The following is a 17,334-nucleotide window of genomic DNA, read 5'->3' on the forward strand; positions in this document are numbered from 1 at the left end:
TATCGCTCTCTCCTCTTCTCCACCGTTTATTGTTTATTTTTGTGTTGCTCTGTCATAACCGCCCTGTTTAATCTTCAGCCATTCCTGCAGGCCAAGACGGTCCAATTCTTTCAGATATTCATCCCACTGCGCATCCACTTTGCCGTTCTGATACCATTCAGTACGCATTCTGAGGACGTAAGCGAACAAATCTGTTTCAATCGTCGTCAGGCGGTCTAGCTCTTCAATCGAATTAAATACGCTTGGCATTACATTCTCCGCTTTCATCTTCGGTGCCATGATGTTCTTGATAATATCCATTCTGCCCTTGGCATCATCCGGCATGGTTGTATATTTGCCATAGTAGGAATCGAGAACGGCCAGAGGTCCGCCGATGCTTGTTTTCTCACGAAGTTCAACAGGTGCAGCACCTTCAAGCGGCAGATGCTTCAGCATGCCTTTGGCTTCATCCAATTCGAAGATGTTCTGCTGGGTTTCATCCCCATAGGTGCCCCAGTTGTCCTGCACGGATTGGATCGGATCATACAGCTGATCCACCCATTTCGCCGTCGTCTCCAGGTTTTTGTTGGCGCTCGTCACGACCATTTTGCCGCGGCCAAGGCCAAGACCATTGGTTCTGGTTACGTTCACTTCACCATCCGGGCCTGCGAGCGGCGGCATTATATCATAGGTATCATTGGCTCCAGAGATGTTAGCCTTATCCCAGGAGAAGTACAGACCGTAGCGTTGATCCTTCCCTTTGGCCAGGTACGTGCTCCAGTCCTGCGTGTATGCCTCAATATCAATAAGCCCTTCTTTATACAGCTCATGAATAAATGAAACAGCAGTCTTGTAGCCCTCTTCCGCCGCGGTAAATATCACTTTGCCCTCATCACTCACGACCGCATGGTCAGGATTCTCCCCCAGTCCGAAAGAAGCAAAGAGGAAGGCTATATCTTCGGCTCCCGGCTTGTTGATAAAGGACAGCGGAATTTCGTCTGCCTGGCCATTGCCATTCGGGTCCTGCGTTTTGAACGCGATCAACACTTTTTTAAGCTCATCCGTCGTTGTCGGCATCTCAAGACCCAGCTTTTTCAGCCATTCGACGTTGATCCAAGGCATGCTGTCTACAGCCTGGATTCTCTCTTTTCCGTTGCCCAGCTCTTCAATCCAAGGGAAGGCATAGATATTGCCGTCCGGCGCCGTGATCATGCTTTTGTATTCAGGAGCTTCTTCCAGCACCTTTTTAAAGTTGGGCATATTCTTCTCTATCAGATCATTCAGCGGAATGATGGCACCGTCTTTGGCGAGTTTAAGCAGCTCGTAGTCGCTATAGTCAGCATTAAAAATTGCATCGGGAAGATCACCGCTCGCCACTGCCAGGTTTCTTTTTTCCACAAATACATCTTTGGTGAAGTTTTTCCAGTTAATATGAACATTTGTTTTTTCTTCGAGACGTTTATTGATCAGCTTTTCATTCGGGTCGGCCGGTGCCAGCGGAGAGCTTTGCGTAATAAAGTTCAGTGTAACTTTGCCACTTGGGTCCTGTTCTTTGCTGGCCGCACTGCCTCCTCCGCCACCGCTGCATGCACTCAGGAATAGGAGAGAAGCAAGTACAGATGCGGAAGCTGTTTTTGTTACCACTTTTGATTTTGTCCGTTTTTTCATGGAAAATGACCTCCTAAATAGGATGAATGTAACTCTATATATGTGCAGTCTGTTCCCTATTTCAGGGAACCGAGCATGACACCTTTTTCAAAATACTTCTGGAAAAAAGGATACATAATGATGAGCGGCAAACTGGAGACCACAATTGCGGCATATTTGATGATTTCGGACAATCGTTTCATTTCTGCCATGGCCAGCTGGTCACTGATCATGCCCGGATCTACCTGATTCTGAATCAGGATAGAGCGCAGCACGAGCTGCAACGGATGAAGATTAGGATTATCCAGATAAATCATGGCATCAAAGTAGGAATTCCACTGGCCCACAAAGGCATACAGGGCAAGCACGAAGATAATGGGTTTCGAGAGCGGCAATACAATGCCGAGGAAAATTCTCATCTCCGATGCCCCATCCACATTGGCTGCCTCCCTAAGTTCATTGGGTACTCCCTTGAAAAAGGTTCTGGATAAGATAATGTTCCATACGTTGACTGCTCCGGGAATGATCACAGCCCAGACCGTGTCCAGCAGGCCCAGATTTTTGACCAGCAGGTAAGTTGGAACAAGGCCCCCTCCAAAAAACATAGTGATAATGAACAAGGTCATAAAAAATCCTTTGCCCTTCAGCCTGTCATCCGACAGGGCATAACCTGCGCAGATGGAGACCAGAACGGTAAGCAGGGCAAATGCGACGGAGTAAAAAACAGCGTTTCCAAAACCGCGGATCATAGCCGGATTGGTAAGGATCATTTTGTAGCCTTCTAAGGACCAGTCCGATATTTTGAATGATAATCCATGGCTGAGCAGTACCGACGGGTCCATGAAGGAGGCAATCACCACATAAACGAGCGGAAGCACCACTACCAATACAGCGAGCGTTAAGAATGTGGCATTCAGCGCGAGAATAAAGCGGTCCAGCCGGGAATGTTTGATGAACATGAAGGGTTACTCCTTTCTTAGTAAAGACCATCGCCCTCATTCAGCTTCTTCACAATGAAGTTCACCGTAATGAGCAACACAACGTTGATGAGCGAGTTGAACAAACCCACTGCGGCTGAGTATGCGTAGTCGCCTGACTGCAAGCCTATTTTGTACACATAAGTCGGAATGATCTCGGAAGTCGGCAGGTTGGTTGCCGTTTGCATGAGATAAGCCTTTTCAAATCCAATCGACATAATGCCGCCTGCCGCAAGAATAAACACAATGGCCATAATCGGACGAATGGTGGGAAGATCAATATGACGTATTCTTTGCAGAAGATTAGCGCCATCCAGATTCGCTGCATTATGTAACTCAGGGTCAACGTTGGCAAGAGCTGCCACATAAATAATTGAGGCCCAGCCTGCACTCGTCCAGATATCTGAAAGAATATAGATCCATCGGAAGTACTCCGGGCGGGACATGAACATCATCGGTTCACCTGTAGCCCAGGTAAAAATCTGGTTGATTGGCCCTGTCGGGGATAAAAAGATAAACAACATCCCCACCACCACAACAACGGATATAAAGTTAGGCGCATACAGAAAGAGTTGTATGTTCTTCTTGATTGCAGACCTGCGGACCTGATTCAGCATCAAAGCCAGCAGGATAGGAACGGGAAAGCTCAAAACCAAACCGAAAAAACTTAATTTAAGCGTATTCATAAAAATAACTTCAAAATTGGGGGAAGAAAGGAATTTCTCGAAATTGTAAAAACCTACCCATTCGCTCCCCATAATTCCTTTGATCGGGCTAAAATCTTTAAAGGCGATGATTGCACCATACATAGGACCGTATTTGAAAATAAGGGTCAGAATCAACGCCGGTGCGAGCATTAAATAAAGAAAGTAATGTTTCTTCATAAAATTTAATAAGGAGCCTGAAGCTTTGGGCACCGTACTTCGGGCATTCGCTTCTATTGAGTTTTGCAATGCCTTTGCCTCCATTCTTTTACAAATTTAATTGTTGATGTTCCCTACTGCATTTACAATTTATCAAAGACTTGACCATGCGTCAATACATTTTGTAAAATTATTTTTGTTCATTTGACAATTAACTAACATTAAAAAAGTCTATATTCTTTTGTAAAATAACAAATCATGGGTTCCAAACAGTGAATCAATGCAATTCTCAGCTTAATACATTGACAACGAGTAGAATTACAGATGATACTTTGCACATATTTATATTATAAAAGAAAAGTAATTTGTGCATTTGTAAAATTCATATTGCTATTTTTGGAAAACTATTATACATTTAAGGGAGTTAGACGATGAGAAGAACATAATATAGAGGTGAATGTACAATATATGGCTAGAGATAGAGTAACCATACAAGATATCGCAGATGCTTTGGGGATCTCCAGAAACACGGCCTCCAAAGCGCTTAACGGAGTGGACAGTATTCCTGCCGACACCAGAGACAAGGTGATCAAAAAAGCGGTTGAGCTTAAATACAAACAATTTTCTTATATGGAAACAGCCATTAGCTCTTCCGAAAAACAAGGCAATATTGCACTATTGACCTGCAATCTGCCCAACGGCTCACACTTCGGTTCCCTGCTGATCAGCGGGCTGGAGAAGGAAATCAGTATCAAGGGCTATACCTTATCTATTTATTTCGTCCGCGAGAATGATATCAATGGCATGACCCTGCCTGGTAACTTTGAACCCTCCGGTGTGGATGGCATCATCTGCATTGAAATGTTCAATAAGGCTTACAGCAAGCTGATCACGGATCTTGGCATTCCGACTATTTTTATTGACTGCGCTGCCGATATGGTGTATCCGGAATTGAAGGCCGATCTGGTTCTAATGGAGAATGAGCACAGCACCTACTCTGTTACCCGGAAACTGATAGATCATGGATACACCAGCTTCGGTTTTGTAGGCGATTACAATCACTGTAAAAGCTTCAATGAACGCTGGACCGGATTTAACAGAGCTCTTGCAGAATGTGGAATAACCCTGGATCCCGCCCATAACATTGTAGCGCCAGACCGGAACTTCAATATCAATATGGAGGAAAACTGGATGGGGCATCAACTGGATGCCCTGGAGAAGTGGCCATCCGTCTTTATCTGTGCCAATGATTTCATTGCCATCAGTGTTATGAAGTCTCTGAAAAACAAAGGGATTAAAGTACCGGAAGAAGTTGCTGTCTGCGGATTTGATGATGCTTCAGAGTCGCGGGTTGTCGAACCCCATCTGACAACCGTACATATCTACAGCAGCCAAATGGGGGTTATTTCCGCCGAAATTCTATTGTCCAGAATCAAAGACAATACCAAGCCGTACCAGGTGACCCATGTTGCAACGGATATGATATTCCGGGGGTCCACGCCTGCTCTCAACTAATCTGTCCAGAGGGTCGTGGAGTTCTGTAAGGAAAATTTGGTCGTGATTTTATGAATGCGGCTTAATCATTAAATTAAAGACAACTTCCCTCGTTACCCTTATCTCTTTTAACGAGGGAATTCGACTTTTCGCCAGGTTTCCCTCGACTTGGCAAGAAACCAGCACGAGTTGTAGTTTAGATCGGTTCCCAGTATATGTTCGTAGTTCGTTTTCGAATTGATATCACAGATATGCTCAATCATGTGAGAAATAAGATTAGCTTCTTGGATTGCGAATGGATTAATTTCCTTATGAATTTTCTGAATGATTTGTACATCCTTAGTGACAATGTATTTAAGTGCGCGGTTTCTAAAAAGAAGCGCTTTTGTCTCCAATTCCTTCTGTTGAATTAAGATTGTATCATCTGTCAAAAGCCCATTTCCCCTCATGTATTCGATACGTCGAGTCATGCAGCATTTATGTTCCCATAACACGTGAAATATACGATGGTCCAACTTCTTGTCTGGCTGTTCAATCAGGCTCTCTAAATATTCTTCTATTTTCTGATAAATACGAATGCCTACTACGATATTTCTCGCCCAATTGATACTCAGGTCATTACGAATCTCTGTGATACGGGATTCTATGTAGTCTCTTAAAGAATCAATTACACGAAGCAAGTCAAACCCCAGGAAGACATTTTCTAATGGTTTCATCAAGATGATCTTATTATAATGATCGATATTAAATGAGGGAGAAAAGGTGCAGGATTGTATGAACTCATCAAACGGGCAGCTTTTAAAATCATATTTCCCGCCAAAGTTATCTGCTACCTGAAACGATTCGGAAACTTTGCAATACCCATAGATCAGCAGTTCATGAGCGTTATCTATTTGCTGATACCAGTTGGATGAAATAGATAAGTAGCGGTGATTGACTTTCAAATAAACATAGTAGCCCCGATCTATTGCATTTATTATCTCTTCTACGATTCCTGAAGGCTGCTCTTGTTGACGCAAAAAAACGTCCCTATTTATAATTTGTACATCCAGAAAAGGGCATTCATACGGTTTCCAAGTGATCCACGGTTGAAAAAAGTCTAACTTATAATCGTTGTCTATACTTAATTGGATGAAATTGCTTAATACCCATGGAATATAATGATTTCCTCTTGATGCTAAAATTGCTAGTGGCCCGGCATAATAAGGATAACTTGATATTAAGGGCAGACTTACAGGCAATAGCTTTTTCAAATCGCCACTTCCTTTACAATTTGCTCACAGCGATTCCTCATACATAATTGGTTTTTTCGAAAAAAAATTATTCACTATACCACTTCCTCTGAGATTCATACATACCTTTTATATTCACCATCAGTATTAATAAGTTGTCTGTGATTACCATCCTGCACAATCTGACCGTCCTTCAAGACAATAATTCTATCGGCAATCTTAGCTGAACCCAACCTGTGAGTAACTAGTATCGCTGTTTTGTCATTGCAGATGTTTATAAAGTCATTGTAAAGGCGTGTTTCTTCCAGAGGGTCAATGGCTGCCGTCGGCTCATCCAAAATAATCAAATCACTATGTCTAAATAATCCGCGCGCAATAGCTATACGTTGCCATTGACCACCCGATATCTCTATACCGTCAAAATCGCGGCCGAGCATAGTATTTAATCCGTCTTTATAGCTCTCGTCTTTCAAAAGAACCCCCGACTTATCACAAATATCCATAAGCATTGCTTCATTTGCAGGTTTGTCCATCTGGCTGATGCTCACTACATCATCAATATCCCTAAATCTTGTTACTCCGTGCCCACCTGTTTTTGTATATAAGATATTCCTGTCACAAAATCCACACCTCCCCTCACATCCTCTAGAACCATAAACATGAAAAAACCTTGTATCATTTGGGAAACAGTCTCTTTCAGGAGGAGATATACTCTCAATATCCGATATTGCTCTGTCATCAGTTACTACATATTCCCCATTATTCATGTAAGCAATACCTTTACACCTTTTATAATCTTTTTTCTCCGAGATTAGAGCACATAACTCAGACAAAGTATTTTCAAATTCACCGATTACAGAAACATCAATACATCTATTATCTTTTAATAAAAGTTCAGCCAGACACGACGCAGCACTGTGGCATATAACAATAAATACATCACCCAATAAACATTTTAACTGAGAACTAAGTTCTAACAACAAATCATAACAATTATATGACAAAAAAATGGCTATCATATTTGGATGAACAGACGCGATACTATCTATTTCAGTTTGAATATTATTTTCATCAATTTTATGTACCGATAAATTACTATCATTTTAATGCTGAAACCCCATAGCCAACCTCTAAACTGTGCAACTCATTGTTCCCAAAATACGTGACTGCTATTTTAAACACAATACGACCTCCTATCTTAAAAACATACAAATCTACAATAGACAAAGCAAATCAGGAAAAAACTTTACTTAAAACCACATAGTCCTTATTTTTGGCATTGCCGCAGACTGGTGTACAGACAGGTGAAGTTAGGGCTTTCCTTTCTTTAAGTACCTGATACAGAAAATAGAATTTACATTTGCACAAAAAAGTAGTTTTTGCGAACATCAAATTTTCACATAAGCAATCACATAATCCCATTTCCAATACCTTACAAATACAAATTACAACGATTCCGGCTATAAGTCAATAACTATTTTTTTCAATAATTTACTCAAATGCACAAATAAAATATAAAAAAATCTTATATTTTGTTTTCGTTATTTATATTTTTTGCCTTTTATTGGATTATACTCATTTTAAATGTATAATATTCCTCATATTTGATAGTTCAGTGACAATGAGGACCTCTAATATTGCACATTATATTTTTGTTCAATTGTTGATTTTAATTATACTTTTGAACAAATTCCCTGCTAATGGTGCTGTCCGGAAAATAATGGCGGAAGGTCATTTATGAAGCCGGATCGATGAGGGCCAAGCATCCGGCAGCGCCACTCTAGCCAAATTCGCCGAGCGGGCTTAGCTAGCCGCTGCGGGCTTGGGAGATATGGGTTCTGACGCCCAACCCATAGCTGAAGCCTTTCAACTGTCGCTTAACGCTGCCGTACCATACACGTACCCACTTCCCCCTACTTTGTGGGTGGAAGGCATGAGGATTCTCGCATACAGGTTCCATTTATTCACGCCATCAATCCGTGCTGTCTCCTCGATCTCTTTGGGAAAAGAAACAAAAAACTGATACAGTAAAAATACGCCGAAAGCACCGGCTGGATGGAGGGTAGCGTGATGGAGATGGATTTGTTCCAGGTATTAGCCCCGTCAATCGAAGCGGCCTCATAATAGTCCTCCGGCACCTCATTTAATGCATTCACGAAAAAGCAGCTCGAAATCCTGCAGGCTGATGACTACGCCATACAGAATCGGAAAGAGCAGGAACATTCCGAACACCGCCAGGTAGGGCAGAATGAACAGAAATGAGGTGAAGCGGGAAGCGTTGCAGCGCTTCCCGCCCCCTTTGCAGCCCGTCACTTGAGGAGTGAGTTCACTTCATCGCCTGGCGGGATTTGGCCACAGCATCGTCCATTGCCTGCTGCGGGGATTTCTTGCCAAGGATCGCATTGCTCAGCTCACCCCAGACCGGTTCGATAATCGTCCCCCAGTTCAGCACATTGGGAGCAAACTGCACGGAAGAAAAGCTTTCGGATACTGTGCTTTGGAACTCCATGGCTTTAAATTCCGCACTCTCCATTACCGTTTTGGAGGCTACCGCCTGGCCGGATTCTGCCCAATCCAGAGAATTTCCGGAGACATATTTCAGGAAGTCGCCAATGCCCGCCAGTGTATTGCTGTCTGTGACGGCCTTTGGCGTCACAAAGCCATGTGAACCTGCATAGATGGCCTGCTTCGCTGCGCCGATCTGCGGCATGACCGCTACCCCGTAATTCAACCCGGCTTCATCGAATTGTGATTTCATCCACGGGCCGTTGAATTGAATCGCGTTTTTGCCTTGCAGGAACAGGGTGTTCTCTCCGTCCTGCTGCACATTCGCCGGAGAAATGCCCTTCTCTACCATATCCCGCAGCCACTGCACCATTTCTACAGCTTCCGGAGAGTTGTAGGCAACATCCGTGCCGTTCCACAGCTCGCCGCCATTCTGCCAGACGAGTGACGGGAAGATGAACTGCTGTGGCCATAGCGTAGGAACCACATAGCCATAGATCCCTTTGGCCTTATCGGTAAGCTTCAGAACCGCTGCGTCGAACTCGGCACGGTTGGTTGGCGGACTGGTGATTCCCGCCTTCTCAAAGAGATCCTTGTTGTAGTACATCACGACCGGATGAATATCCAGCGGAATCGTATACAGCTTGCTGTCGATGGTGGCATATTTCACCGGAGCTTCGGCAAAGTCGCTTTCGTTAATACCCGCCGCAGCGGCAAGTCCGTCTATAGGCTGCAGCTGATCCTTGCTCTGGTAAGTCGGCACCTGATCCACATGCATGATCATCAGGTCCGGCCGTTCTTTACCGGTGCTGAGCGCAACATCCAGCTGCTTATAATATTCGCCATTAGGCTGTATCACAAAATTCACCTTGTACTGATCCTGTGAGCTATTGTACTTGTCGACGATCTTCTTCATAAACGGGCCATCCGAACCCGAGAAGGGTGACCAGAATAGAATTCCGGTTTTCTTCCCGCCGCCAGCATTCCCCTGCGCTTCACCGCCGCTGCTGCTGTTTGCGTTATTGTTTCCGCCGCAAGCGGTTACAGTAAGCGCCAGGATAACCGTCAAGCACAATGCCATTTTTGACCGCATGAATTTTTTCATCTTTTTGCTCCCCCTTTGTCGATGATTCAAAGCTCAACAGCTCTTTGATAGCTTTATGTTAAGTCATCGGAGGAGACTATAAAATGTCACCAATTTAGGATAAGTGGACATATTTATAGCTTTCCTAAATAAATAGAGACTGTCCAACAGTCATTAATCATGACCTGTGGACAGCCTTCTTGGCCGGGTTTGGCAGTTTCTTATTAGCGACTTCTCGTGTTGTCACTTAACTGTTTGTAATAATCCTGAACGAATCCCTTGAACTTCTTGGCGACACTTGTCATGTATCGGTTGGTATACCATGAGATCTCGATGGTCCGGGTACTTACTGGTTCTTCTATAGAAATCAGTATGACAGAAGATCCTTGAGAACCGCCCCAAGTGACAGATGGGATAAAAGAAACTCCCAGCCCCGAACGGACCAGGCTGCGAACCATCGAAGGCTCGTCGCTTTCATAAATAATACGAGGCGTAAACCCGGCTGTGTAACAGAGGGAGTCCGTCGTTTCGCGCAGCTGTTTGCCCGTCTTTAAACTAATAAAGCCGTCTTCCGAGAGTTCAATCAGGCGAATGCTTTCGCGGTCAGCGAGCCTATGGTCACTTGGAACCGCTAGCATGATTTCTTCCGTTAATACCGGAATGGACTCGGTTCCCGGAATTTTCAACGGAGAAGAAGAAATACACAGATCAAAGACCGGGTGACCTGGGATATCCTGATCATACTGCAATAGCTTAAATTGGGCTTCAGGGTACTGCTGACGAAATAATGTGATCATATCCGGAAGTAAATAGGAACCGGCTTTGATAAAGATAACAACAGTTCCTGTCGGTCTCTCGGACAAGTCAAGAAGCTCCGTTTTAGCATCCTCCAGCGTTTGTAAAGCCAAATCGACTTTCGCAAGAAAGCGTTTCCCGTATTCATTTAATCGTATGTACTTTCCAGTGCGATCAAACAATTTGATTGCTAATTCACTTTCGAGATTTCTGATTAATTTACTTATAGCAGGCTGAGAGACTTGCAGCATTTCGGCTGCTTTAGTCATATTCTCCAGCCGTGCAACGGTCTGAAAGTACCGAAGAGACAATAAATCCATCGAAATCCCCCTCAACTATAACCTATTGGTTATACATTATATACAAAACAATATATTTTTCATCATCATAGCAGAACCCTATAATAGAGAAAAGGTAAATAGGAAAAGGGGGGTATTTATGAGCACAAGAGAATCAATGGAAGAAATTCTAACAATCTCTAGTGGTCGGCTTCGGGGGATACGTCTGAGTGAGGTTGGAGCGATCGCATGGTTAGGGATTCCTTATGCTAAACCTCCTGTAGGTGAGTTCCGCTGGAAGGCGCCACGTGAGTCAGAACCCTGGACAGGTATATTACCCGTACGTGATTTTAATAATAGCAGTGTCCAAGTTCATCAGGAGGTATCTGGCGGCAGTGAAGACTGTTTGTATTTGAACATTTGGCGGCCGGATCATGCCGGATCAAGCTTACCCGTATTCGTCTTCCTGCATGGAGGCGGCAATATAGCCGGTTCGGGGCGGGATTTCCAGGGCGGACGATTGGCGTGCGAGACAAATAGTATAGTACTCACAGTGAACTACCGTTTAGGAGCGATGGGATTTTTCCGCCATCCTGCACTTCAAACCGGGGATCCCTTGGATGACTCGGGAAATTACGGCCTTCTCGATATTATTCATGCTCTAAGGTGGGTACAGAAAAACATCCATTCGTTCGGAGGAAATACGGGAAATGTAACGTTGGCAGGCCAGTCTGCAGGTGCAAGAAATGCATTAGCTATTTATCTTTCGCCGCTAGGCAAAGGGCTCTTTCACAAGCTTTTTGTCATGAGCGGAGGATTAACAACGGCTACGGCAGAACAAGGTGAAGCAAAGGCAAACAATATCCTAGCGGCATTATTAATGAAAAGTGGAGTGGCGAGAAATCATGATGAAACACGGGAATGGATTTCAACGCAATCTGCCGACACGATATCTGACTATCTGCATAGTCAGAAGGCCTTTCACTTTGCCGAAATAATCGGTGACAGCGGTCTTCGGATGAGGGCTTTTCCCCATTTGTTCGAAGATGGCACGGTCATTCCGAGAGGGGGCTTCGACAGTCTTAATAACCGCGAGCACCCTTCCCTGCCAATCATCCTAGGGAGCACTGCCAGCGAATTTTCCGGATTTACCTTGATGGATCCCCACTTCTCGACCCAGGTGCAGCAGGGAAAGTATAACGGAAATTCGGAGCAAAAGATGCTCTATGAAGCAGCAGTTCAATATGGTAGCGAGCTTTATGCAGCCTTTAATGTAGAGCAAGCAGCGGAGAAATTAGCAACCTCGATTCCCGGGATGCCGATTTTCACTTACCGGTTTGGCTGGGGGCTCCGAGATGGTGTAATCGATCCCTCTGTCCGTTTTCTGATGGGTGCCCCTCATGGAGCAGACATTCCCTTCTATACGGGCGATTTCTCGGATGTCCTGCACAATCACCCTGAGGGCGTAATTTCCGAGCATAACGAACCTGGGCGCAGAATGCTCTCTTCCTTAATGCGCGATTACTTACGGCACTTTTTATACGCTGGCGATCCTAACGCTGACGGACTGCTTACTTGGCAACGGTGGACCGGCAATCCCAGGTCCGCCAATATCCTTTCGCTAGATGCGAGCGAGGAACAAGCAGTTGTTCAATCGGTCGAGAAGCTTACCAAAATAGATATCGTGTCTAGAATGGAAGATGACGTTCGTTCATCGGCAGAACAGCGTAGTTGGCTTATAACGCATCTATTTGCGGGCCGCTTTTTCTGGGAAGATGAATGATTGTTGACTCTAAAATATGGAAGGAACATGCTGTGTGTTAACTTACTTACTTCTATTTGCCATCGGGCTGATCGCCGGCATTTCCGGTTCTTTGGTCGGACTTGGCGGCGGATTCATCGTCGTGCCAGCGCTAGCCTTCCTGTTTCCTGATATGCAGCCGTCACATTTGGCCGGTACATCCATGGCGATGCTTCTTTGCAATTCCATCTCAAGCACTTATGTGTACGCCAAGCAGAAGAGGATCGATTATCAAGCGGCAATCTGGTTCGCTGCCGCTTCGATTCCGGGTTCGGTTGTAGGCGCCCTTTTTGCAGAGCATATTGAAGGAAGGATGTTTTTCGTTAGTTTCGGCATTTTCCTAATTTTGATTGCTTTGCTGCTCCTGTTCAAACCGAATAAGCCCATTGCTTGGCCTTTCAAACCTTCGGTGAAGCGGAGCTTTACCGATAATAGCGGAGAGCATTTCGAGTATGCTTATCACATGCCCACCGGCATAATCATCAGTTTTCTCGTCGGTTTCATAGCAAGCCTGTTTGGGGTTGGGGGCGGTAGTCTCATGGTTCCAACAATGACTTTGCTGCTCGGTTTTGCGCCTCATATTGCTGTTGCGACTTCCATGCTTCAAATTTTCCTGTCCGCTATCGTAAGCACGTCAACGCATGCCTACCTGTTAAATATAAACTGGTTGATGGTGTTATGCCTGGCGCCAGGTGCTGTTATCGGAGGTCAAATCGGTGCGCGACTGGCCAAACGCCTTCCTGCCAACCTGCTGCTAAAACTACTTGTGGCATTTCTGATTTTGGTTTCGATTCGATTGATAATGAAGGGATAGTAAATCGATTCCTTTGGGATGACAAGAATAGTTGGAGAAATACCCACTATATAGAATGAACTTGAGATTTTTCCAATATAGGTTTTGGTCGTAACTACGGTGAATGTTTGGACTTCCGGCCGCTGTTGTCCCCAGATTTCTTGATTATACCGCTATTCGCAGTGGAAATCTGGGGACAAAGGCGGACGCTATCGCTCCTACAGTTCCAAAATTCCCCTCCGTTACTCTCACCTTGTTATTGCATTTTTCAGTTCATTCTATATATAGCTGAAAGGTGTGTGATACCGAGCTTAAATACACGGTTGCTGGCAGGTAGAAATCACTAATTTTATGCTGATCCACATTTTTTTACCAAATCTATTTTTTCAACAGTCTGGGGAGGAAGTTTGCTCGTCAATTTAGACTACAGGATCATTCCGATGCACCAGTCCAGTCCACTCCGCATCCGCAGCAAATGCGCTGCACTCTTTGCTTTAATCCACACTTTCTCAACGCTAGGCTTTGCCACAAATAATGTGCTAATGCACACGGTCATAAACGGACATCCGGTATTATTTAAAGTCAAAAAGCTCAAGAAAGTAACCCAAATACAAGCACAAACTCAACTACAACTTCAAGAGCAATTACAAGCTCAGCTTCAGATAGCCGCGTCGTGCAATAACAAAAAATCCCGCTTTCGAATGCGCAATGTGAATTGCATGCTATCGTCTCCTTTATGGGGAGAGGTGGTTAACCCTCTACCTGCACAGATTTCCCTTTACGTCCAATCAAAATTGCTTTGAGGATCATAATCTGTTTGTATGTCAAACAAAAAGGAGGCAACTACTATGTCCTGTACGAGAAGAAAAAAAGTAATTGTCGTAAAACTGCACCCTGGTCAAAAAGCCATTGTCATTTGTAAGCATAAGAAGCGTCGGTGGTGTCGTTAAAATGATATAAAAGGACGCTCGTTTGAGCGTTCTTTTTATTCCATTTTTTAAAAAAATACATAAATAATCATCCAAGCGCGTTACCACATGCATGCATCGTTTATCTCTCCTTATGAATGTAATAAATCCAATTATTTATAATGGGCATTCGCCGTGAACAATATAGGTTTACGTCCATAGACTGTTGTTGAGAGATATTTATCTGAGGAGGGTATTCATGGATACAAGTTATCAACAAATCAGCTGGAACTGCATGAATAAATACGTTGGTATAACAACAACCGATGGTCAGGCTCATGATGGGTTTATTGCTCATGTGGATCAGGATTACGTTACTCTTGCTATTCCGACGAACGAAATGGTTCATGGGATGCCAGCGCAAAATTCTACCTATAGACAGTTTGGGTACTATCCGGGTTTCTACCCAAGGCGCCGTTTTATCCGGAGACGGGTACCTTTTGGTGCAATTGCTGCTTTGTACTTACTTCCATTTTTTATTTAATGAACTTACCGCGCCGTTTAAGGATGGCGCAACCGGTTCTTCTTGAGTAGACGTTCCGGGCACAAAGCTTGCCATGATGTATAAACACAAGCGTCTTCCGTCCTAGGACGGAAGACGCTTTATATGGACTTGTCGGTTCCTTTCACCGGCAAGTAGAAAATGAACCGGTACACCGTCTTCCCCCGCAGCAGACTCTCCATCAGCAGCGCCAGCGCCAGTGCGAGCCTGATGCACCCTTTGTCAATAAAACGATTCCTATGGAAGCAGAGCAGAGATTGGTCTTTATAATGTCAATTGTGTTAAACCAAGTGTCCATGTACAATATACGATAATGGAGAATTGCAGTCTGGACAGGGAGAATACGGATTAGTGTGTCCTCCCAACTCGTGGCCAACAAAGGTTTTTTATACAAACCATTAGGCTTCAGCCTGGAGGCTTATAAAAGCGTATTCAGCAATCCCGGCATCATAAAAGGCTACGGAAATACGCTGTTCATTCTGATCGTGGGGGTCACCATCAACCTGTTCCTAACCGCAATAGCTGCTTATGTGTTGTCCAGACGAAATGTGATGTGGAACAATTTATTTACCCTGCTGATCGTGTTCACTATGTTTTTCCACGGGGGGCTGGTTCCGCTGTACCTGGTTGTTAAGGGTGTAGGTCTGATCGATTCCTTGTGGTCGACCATCATTCCGTTTGCCGTCAGCACTTTTAATCTGATTATTATGCGCACTTCCTTCCTGGCTATTCCCGAGAGTCTGGAGGAATCGGCGAAGATTGACGGTGCCAACCATTTGACCATCTTGTTCAAGATCGTATTGCCTCTGTCCAAGCCGGTTATAGCCGTGATGGTCCTCTACTATGCGGTCGAAAAATGGAATGCCTGGTTCTATGCGTCCATCTTTCTGAAGGACAGGGATTTGTTCCCGCTGCAACTGGTGCTTCGGGAAATCCTGATTGCCAATTCGACGGACACCATGTCCGCAGGGGCCAGCTCGGCTGATCAATTCATGATCGGCGAAACTATTAAATATGCCACCATAATGGTGGCGACTGTGCCCATCCTGTGTGTTTATCCCTTTGTACAAAAGTATTTTGTGAAAGGCGTTATGATTGGTGCAGTAAAAGGATAGGAGTATAACGAGCCGTGTACATCCGCACACCTTGAATTTGGCACGGCAGGGTCAACCCTCGTAAGCTATCTGAGAAATGTCAGTCTGCTAGAGCTGGATTCTCACGGCTAATTGCTGAGTATGGCAGTCTTTTCTTTTCCTTTTCTCCGCCGCCAGCGGGATACATGAATAATTTTCCTTGATTTTCAAACACTATGGTATAAAGGGAGGTTATTGTTTTATGTGTCAACGTTTTTCCATGGCGGCCGAGTTGCCGGAGGTTCAGGAGCATTTTCAGATCGAACGGGTAATGTACTTCTATAAAAACCGCTATAACATTAGCCCCACCCAACATACGCCGGTCGTGCTACAGCAGGACGGGGTGCGGATTCTGGATGAGTTCCGCTGGGGATTCATCCCCTACTGGGGAAAAGATGCGATAAATGCGGATCTCAGGAATGTACATCAGAATTCGAGCTACCGCAAAATGGTGGATAAGCAGCGGTGCATCATCCCGTGCAACGGATTTTACTATTGGAAAATAGAAGGAAAGATGTCATATCCGGTGCGGGTGGTCATGAAAAACCACAGCATGTTCGGGGTGGCCGGTCTGTATGAAATTTGGCGGGATACACGCGGGGAACCCCTCCGCACCTGCAGTTTGGTCATGACGGAAGCCAACCCGCTGATTGGGGAATTTGAGAGCCGGATGCCAGCGATTCTGTCCCCGCAGGACATAACCCAGTGGCTTGATGAGAAGACGAGCGATCTTAATGCGATGGATTCTATTCTACGGCCCCATTCGGCAGAAGAGATGCATGCCTATGCGGTGACGCCACTGATTGACGATGACAGGCACGACACCGCTGAATGCATTCGGGAGATGGATCTGAAGCGGGCGTGGGTAAAGCGCTGATTGTCCCGGGCCCGGAGCACAGCTACTGGCAAATCGGGGAAAGGTTGAACAACTAAAAAAGCCAGCCAATAAATTGGCTGGCTTTTACTTATGCTTGGCGACGTCCTACTCTCCCAGGACCCTTCGGTCCAAGTACCATCGGCGCTGGAGGACTTAACGGTCGTGTTCGGGATGGGTACGCGTGGAACCCCTCCGCTATCGCCACCAAACGGGCATTTGCGGTGCAAATGCATAATTCAGGTCTCAGCATCGCCAAATGCTGAAAACAATATCTTCTCCCTACAATCACTTGGATTGTAAAGTTCAGATCTTGATTCCTGAAAACTGAATCCGAATCGAATTTGCATTCTATATTTATTTGGATAAGCCCTCGACCGATTAGTATTGGTCAGCTCCATGCATTACT

At 44.8% G+C, this 17,334-nt stretch carries 15 protein-coding genes and 1 rRNA gene; 6 read left to right on the forward strand and 10 right to left on the reverse strand.

The genetic code is table 11. From position 1 onward, the window contains the following. Positions 1-33: 33 nt before the first annotated feature. The 3 genes from IEY53_RS23990 to IEY53_RS24000 are packed head-to-tail and all read right to left on the reverse strand — an operon-like array spanning position 34 to position 3,487. Positions 34-1,647 carry an ABC transporter substrate-binding protein gene (locus IEY53_RS23990; RefSeq protein WP_189029543.1) on the reverse strand — a complete coding sequence of 538 codons (1,614 nt, stop codon included), beginning with the start codon at positions 1,645-1,647 and terminating at the stop codon, positions 34-36. Positions 1,648-1,703: 56 nt separating this feature from the next. Continuing rightward, complete coding sequence (locus IEY53_RS23995; RefSeq protein ID WP_189029544.1) at positions 1,704-2,585, reverse strand: carbohydrate ABC transporter permease; 882 nt, start codon at positions 2,583-2,585, stop codon at positions 1,704-1,706. Between the two features lie 17 nt (positions 2,586-2,602). Beyond that, on the reverse strand, positions 2,603-3,487 hold the full coding sequence (locus tag IEY53_RS24000) for an ABC transporter permease (RefSeq protein ID WP_229696314.1): 885 nt from the start codon (positions 3,485-3,487) through the stop codon (positions 2,603-2,605). 447 nt (positions 3,488-3,934) lie between these two features. Between IEY53_RS24000 and IEY53_RS24005 the strand changes: the two genes are divergently transcribed. After that, entirely contained in the window at positions 3,935-4,981 is a 1,047-nt protein-coding gene (locus tag IEY53_RS24005; protein WP_189029546.1) for a LacI family DNA-binding transcriptional regulator, read from the forward strand. A gap of 107 nt (positions 4,982-5,088) precedes the next feature. Here IEY53_RS24005 and IEY53_RS24010 read toward each other — a convergent pair whose 3' ends face one another. From IEY53_RS24010 to IEY53_RS24040, 6 genes are all read right to left on the reverse strand, one after another. Further along, positions 5,089-6,213, reverse strand: a complete 1,125-nt coding sequence (locus IEY53_RS24010) for a hypothetical protein (protein ID WP_189029547.1) — start codon at positions 6,211-6,213, stop codon at positions 5,089-5,091. A 95-nt stretch (positions 6,214-6,308) separates the two neighbouring features. Then, on the reverse strand, positions 6,309-7,139 hold the full coding sequence (locus IEY53_RS24015) for an ATP-binding cassette domain-containing protein (RefSeq protein ID WP_189029548.1): 831 nt from the start codon (positions 7,137-7,139) through the stop codon (positions 6,309-6,311). A 1,017-nt stretch (positions 7,140-8,156) separates the two neighbouring features. Next, the gene (locus IEY53_RS36145; RefSeq protein WP_373293916.1) at positions 8,157-8,348 is read right to left on the reverse strand and encodes an ABC transporter permease subunit; all 192 of its coding nucleotides are present in this window, start codon (positions 8,346-8,348) and stop codon (positions 8,157-8,159) included. Then, complete coding sequence (locus IEY53_RS24030) at positions 8,332-8,505, reverse strand: sugar ABC transporter permease (RefSeq protein ID WP_189029550.1); 174 nt, start codon at positions 8,503-8,505, stop codon at positions 8,332-8,334. Before IEY53_RS24030 ends, IEY53_RS36145 begins: the two co-directional genes overlap by 17 nt. 13 nt (positions 8,506-8,518) lie before the next feature. After that, complete coding sequence (locus IEY53_RS24035; RefSeq protein ID WP_189029551.1) at positions 8,519-9,802, reverse strand: ABC transporter substrate-binding protein; 1,284 nt, start codon at positions 9,800-9,802, stop codon at positions 8,519-8,521. 203 nt (positions 9,803-10,005) lie between these two features. After that, positions 10,006-10,896, reverse strand: coding sequence for a LysR family transcriptional regulator (locus IEY53_RS24040; RefSeq protein ID WP_189029552.1), 891 nt, complete (start codon positions 10,894-10,896; stop codon positions 10,006-10,008). Between the two features lie 118 nt (positions 10,897-11,014). On the opposite strand from IEY53_RS24040, the gene IEY53_RS24045 reads away from it, so the two are divergent. The 5 genes from IEY53_RS24045 (at position 11,015) to IEY53_RS24065 (ending at position 16,928) form a co-directional block, all read left to right on the forward strand. Next, positions 11,015-12,637, forward strand: a complete 1,623-nt coding sequence (locus IEY53_RS24045) for a carboxylesterase/lipase family protein (protein WP_189029553.1) — start codon at positions 11,015-11,017, stop codon at positions 12,635-12,637. 34 nt (positions 12,638-12,671) lie between these two features. Beyond that, entirely contained in the window at positions 12,672-13,469 is a 798-nt protein-coding gene (locus IEY53_RS24050) for a sulfite exporter TauE/SafE family protein (RefSeq protein WP_189029554.1), read from the forward strand. A 1,146-nt stretch (positions 13,470-14,615) separates the two neighbouring features. Continuing rightward, positions 14,616-14,900: a phosphatidylinositol kinase gene (locus IEY53_RS24055; protein ID WP_189029555.1), complete on the forward strand. Its 285-nt coding sequence runs from the start codon at positions 14,616-14,618 to the stop codon at positions 14,898-14,900. Positions 14,901-15,271: 371 nt separating this feature from the next. Continuing rightward, on the forward strand, positions 15,272-16,033 hold the full coding sequence (locus IEY53_RS24060; protein WP_373293917.1) for a carbohydrate ABC transporter permease: 762 nt from the start codon (positions 15,272-15,274) through the stop codon (positions 16,031-16,033). A 220-nt stretch (positions 16,034-16,253) separates the two neighbouring features. After that, positions 16,254-16,928 carry an SOS response-associated peptidase gene (locus tag IEY53_RS24065; protein ID WP_189029556.1) on the forward strand — a complete coding sequence of 225 codons (675 nt, stop codon included), beginning with the start codon at positions 16,254-16,256 and terminating at the stop codon, positions 16,926-16,928. 92 nt (positions 16,929-17,020) lie between these two features. Here the strand turns inward: IEY53_RS24065 and rrf are convergent. Beyond that, positions 17,021-17,137 (reverse strand): 5S ribosomal RNA (rrf, locus tag IEY53_RS24070). Positions 17,138-17,334 lie beyond the last annotated feature (197 nt).

The sequence above is a fragment of the Paenibacillus albidus genome, from assembly GCF_014644435.1.
In the GTDB taxonomy this organism is placed as follows: Bacteria; Bacillota; Bacilli; order Paenibacillales; family Paenibacillaceae; genus Paenibacillus_AQ; species Paenibacillus_AQ albidus.

Coding starts and splice junctions, on each gene's coding strand:
- IEY53_RS23990 (WP_189029543.1), bottom strand. CDS start 1,647: ATGAAAAAACGGACAAAATCAAAAGTGGTAACAAAAACAGCTTCCGCA.
- IEY53_RS24040 (WP_189029552.1), bottom strand. CDS start 10,896: ATGGATTTATTGTCTCTTCGGTACTTTCAGACCGTTGCACGGCTGGAG.
- IEY53_RS23995 (WP_189029544.1), bottom strand. CDS start 2,585: ATGTTCATCAAACATTCCCGGCTGGACCGCTTTATTCTCGCGCTGAAT.
- IEY53_RS24065 (WP_189029556.1), top strand. CDS start 16,254: ATGTGTCAACGTTTTTCCATGGCGGCCGAGTTGCCGGAGGTTCAGGAG.
- IEY53_RS24000 (WP_229696314.1), bottom strand. CDS start 3,487: ATGAAGAAACATTACTTTCTTTATTTAATGCTCGCACCGGCGTTGATT.
- IEY53_RS24055 (WP_189029555.1), top strand. CDS start 14,616: ATGGATACAAGTTATCAACAAATCAGCTGGAACTGCATGAATAAATAC.
- IEY53_RS24035 (WP_189029551.1), bottom strand. CDS start 9,802: ATGAAAAAATTCATGCGGTCAAAAATGGCATTGTGCTTGACGGTTATC.
- IEY53_RS24045 (WP_189029553.1), top strand. CDS start 11,015: ATGAGCACAAGAGAATCAATGGAAGAAATTCTAACAATCTCTAGTGGT.
- IEY53_RS24005 (WP_189029546.1), top strand. CDS start 3,935: ATGGCTAGAGATAGAGTAACCATACAAGATATCGCAGATGCTTTGGGG.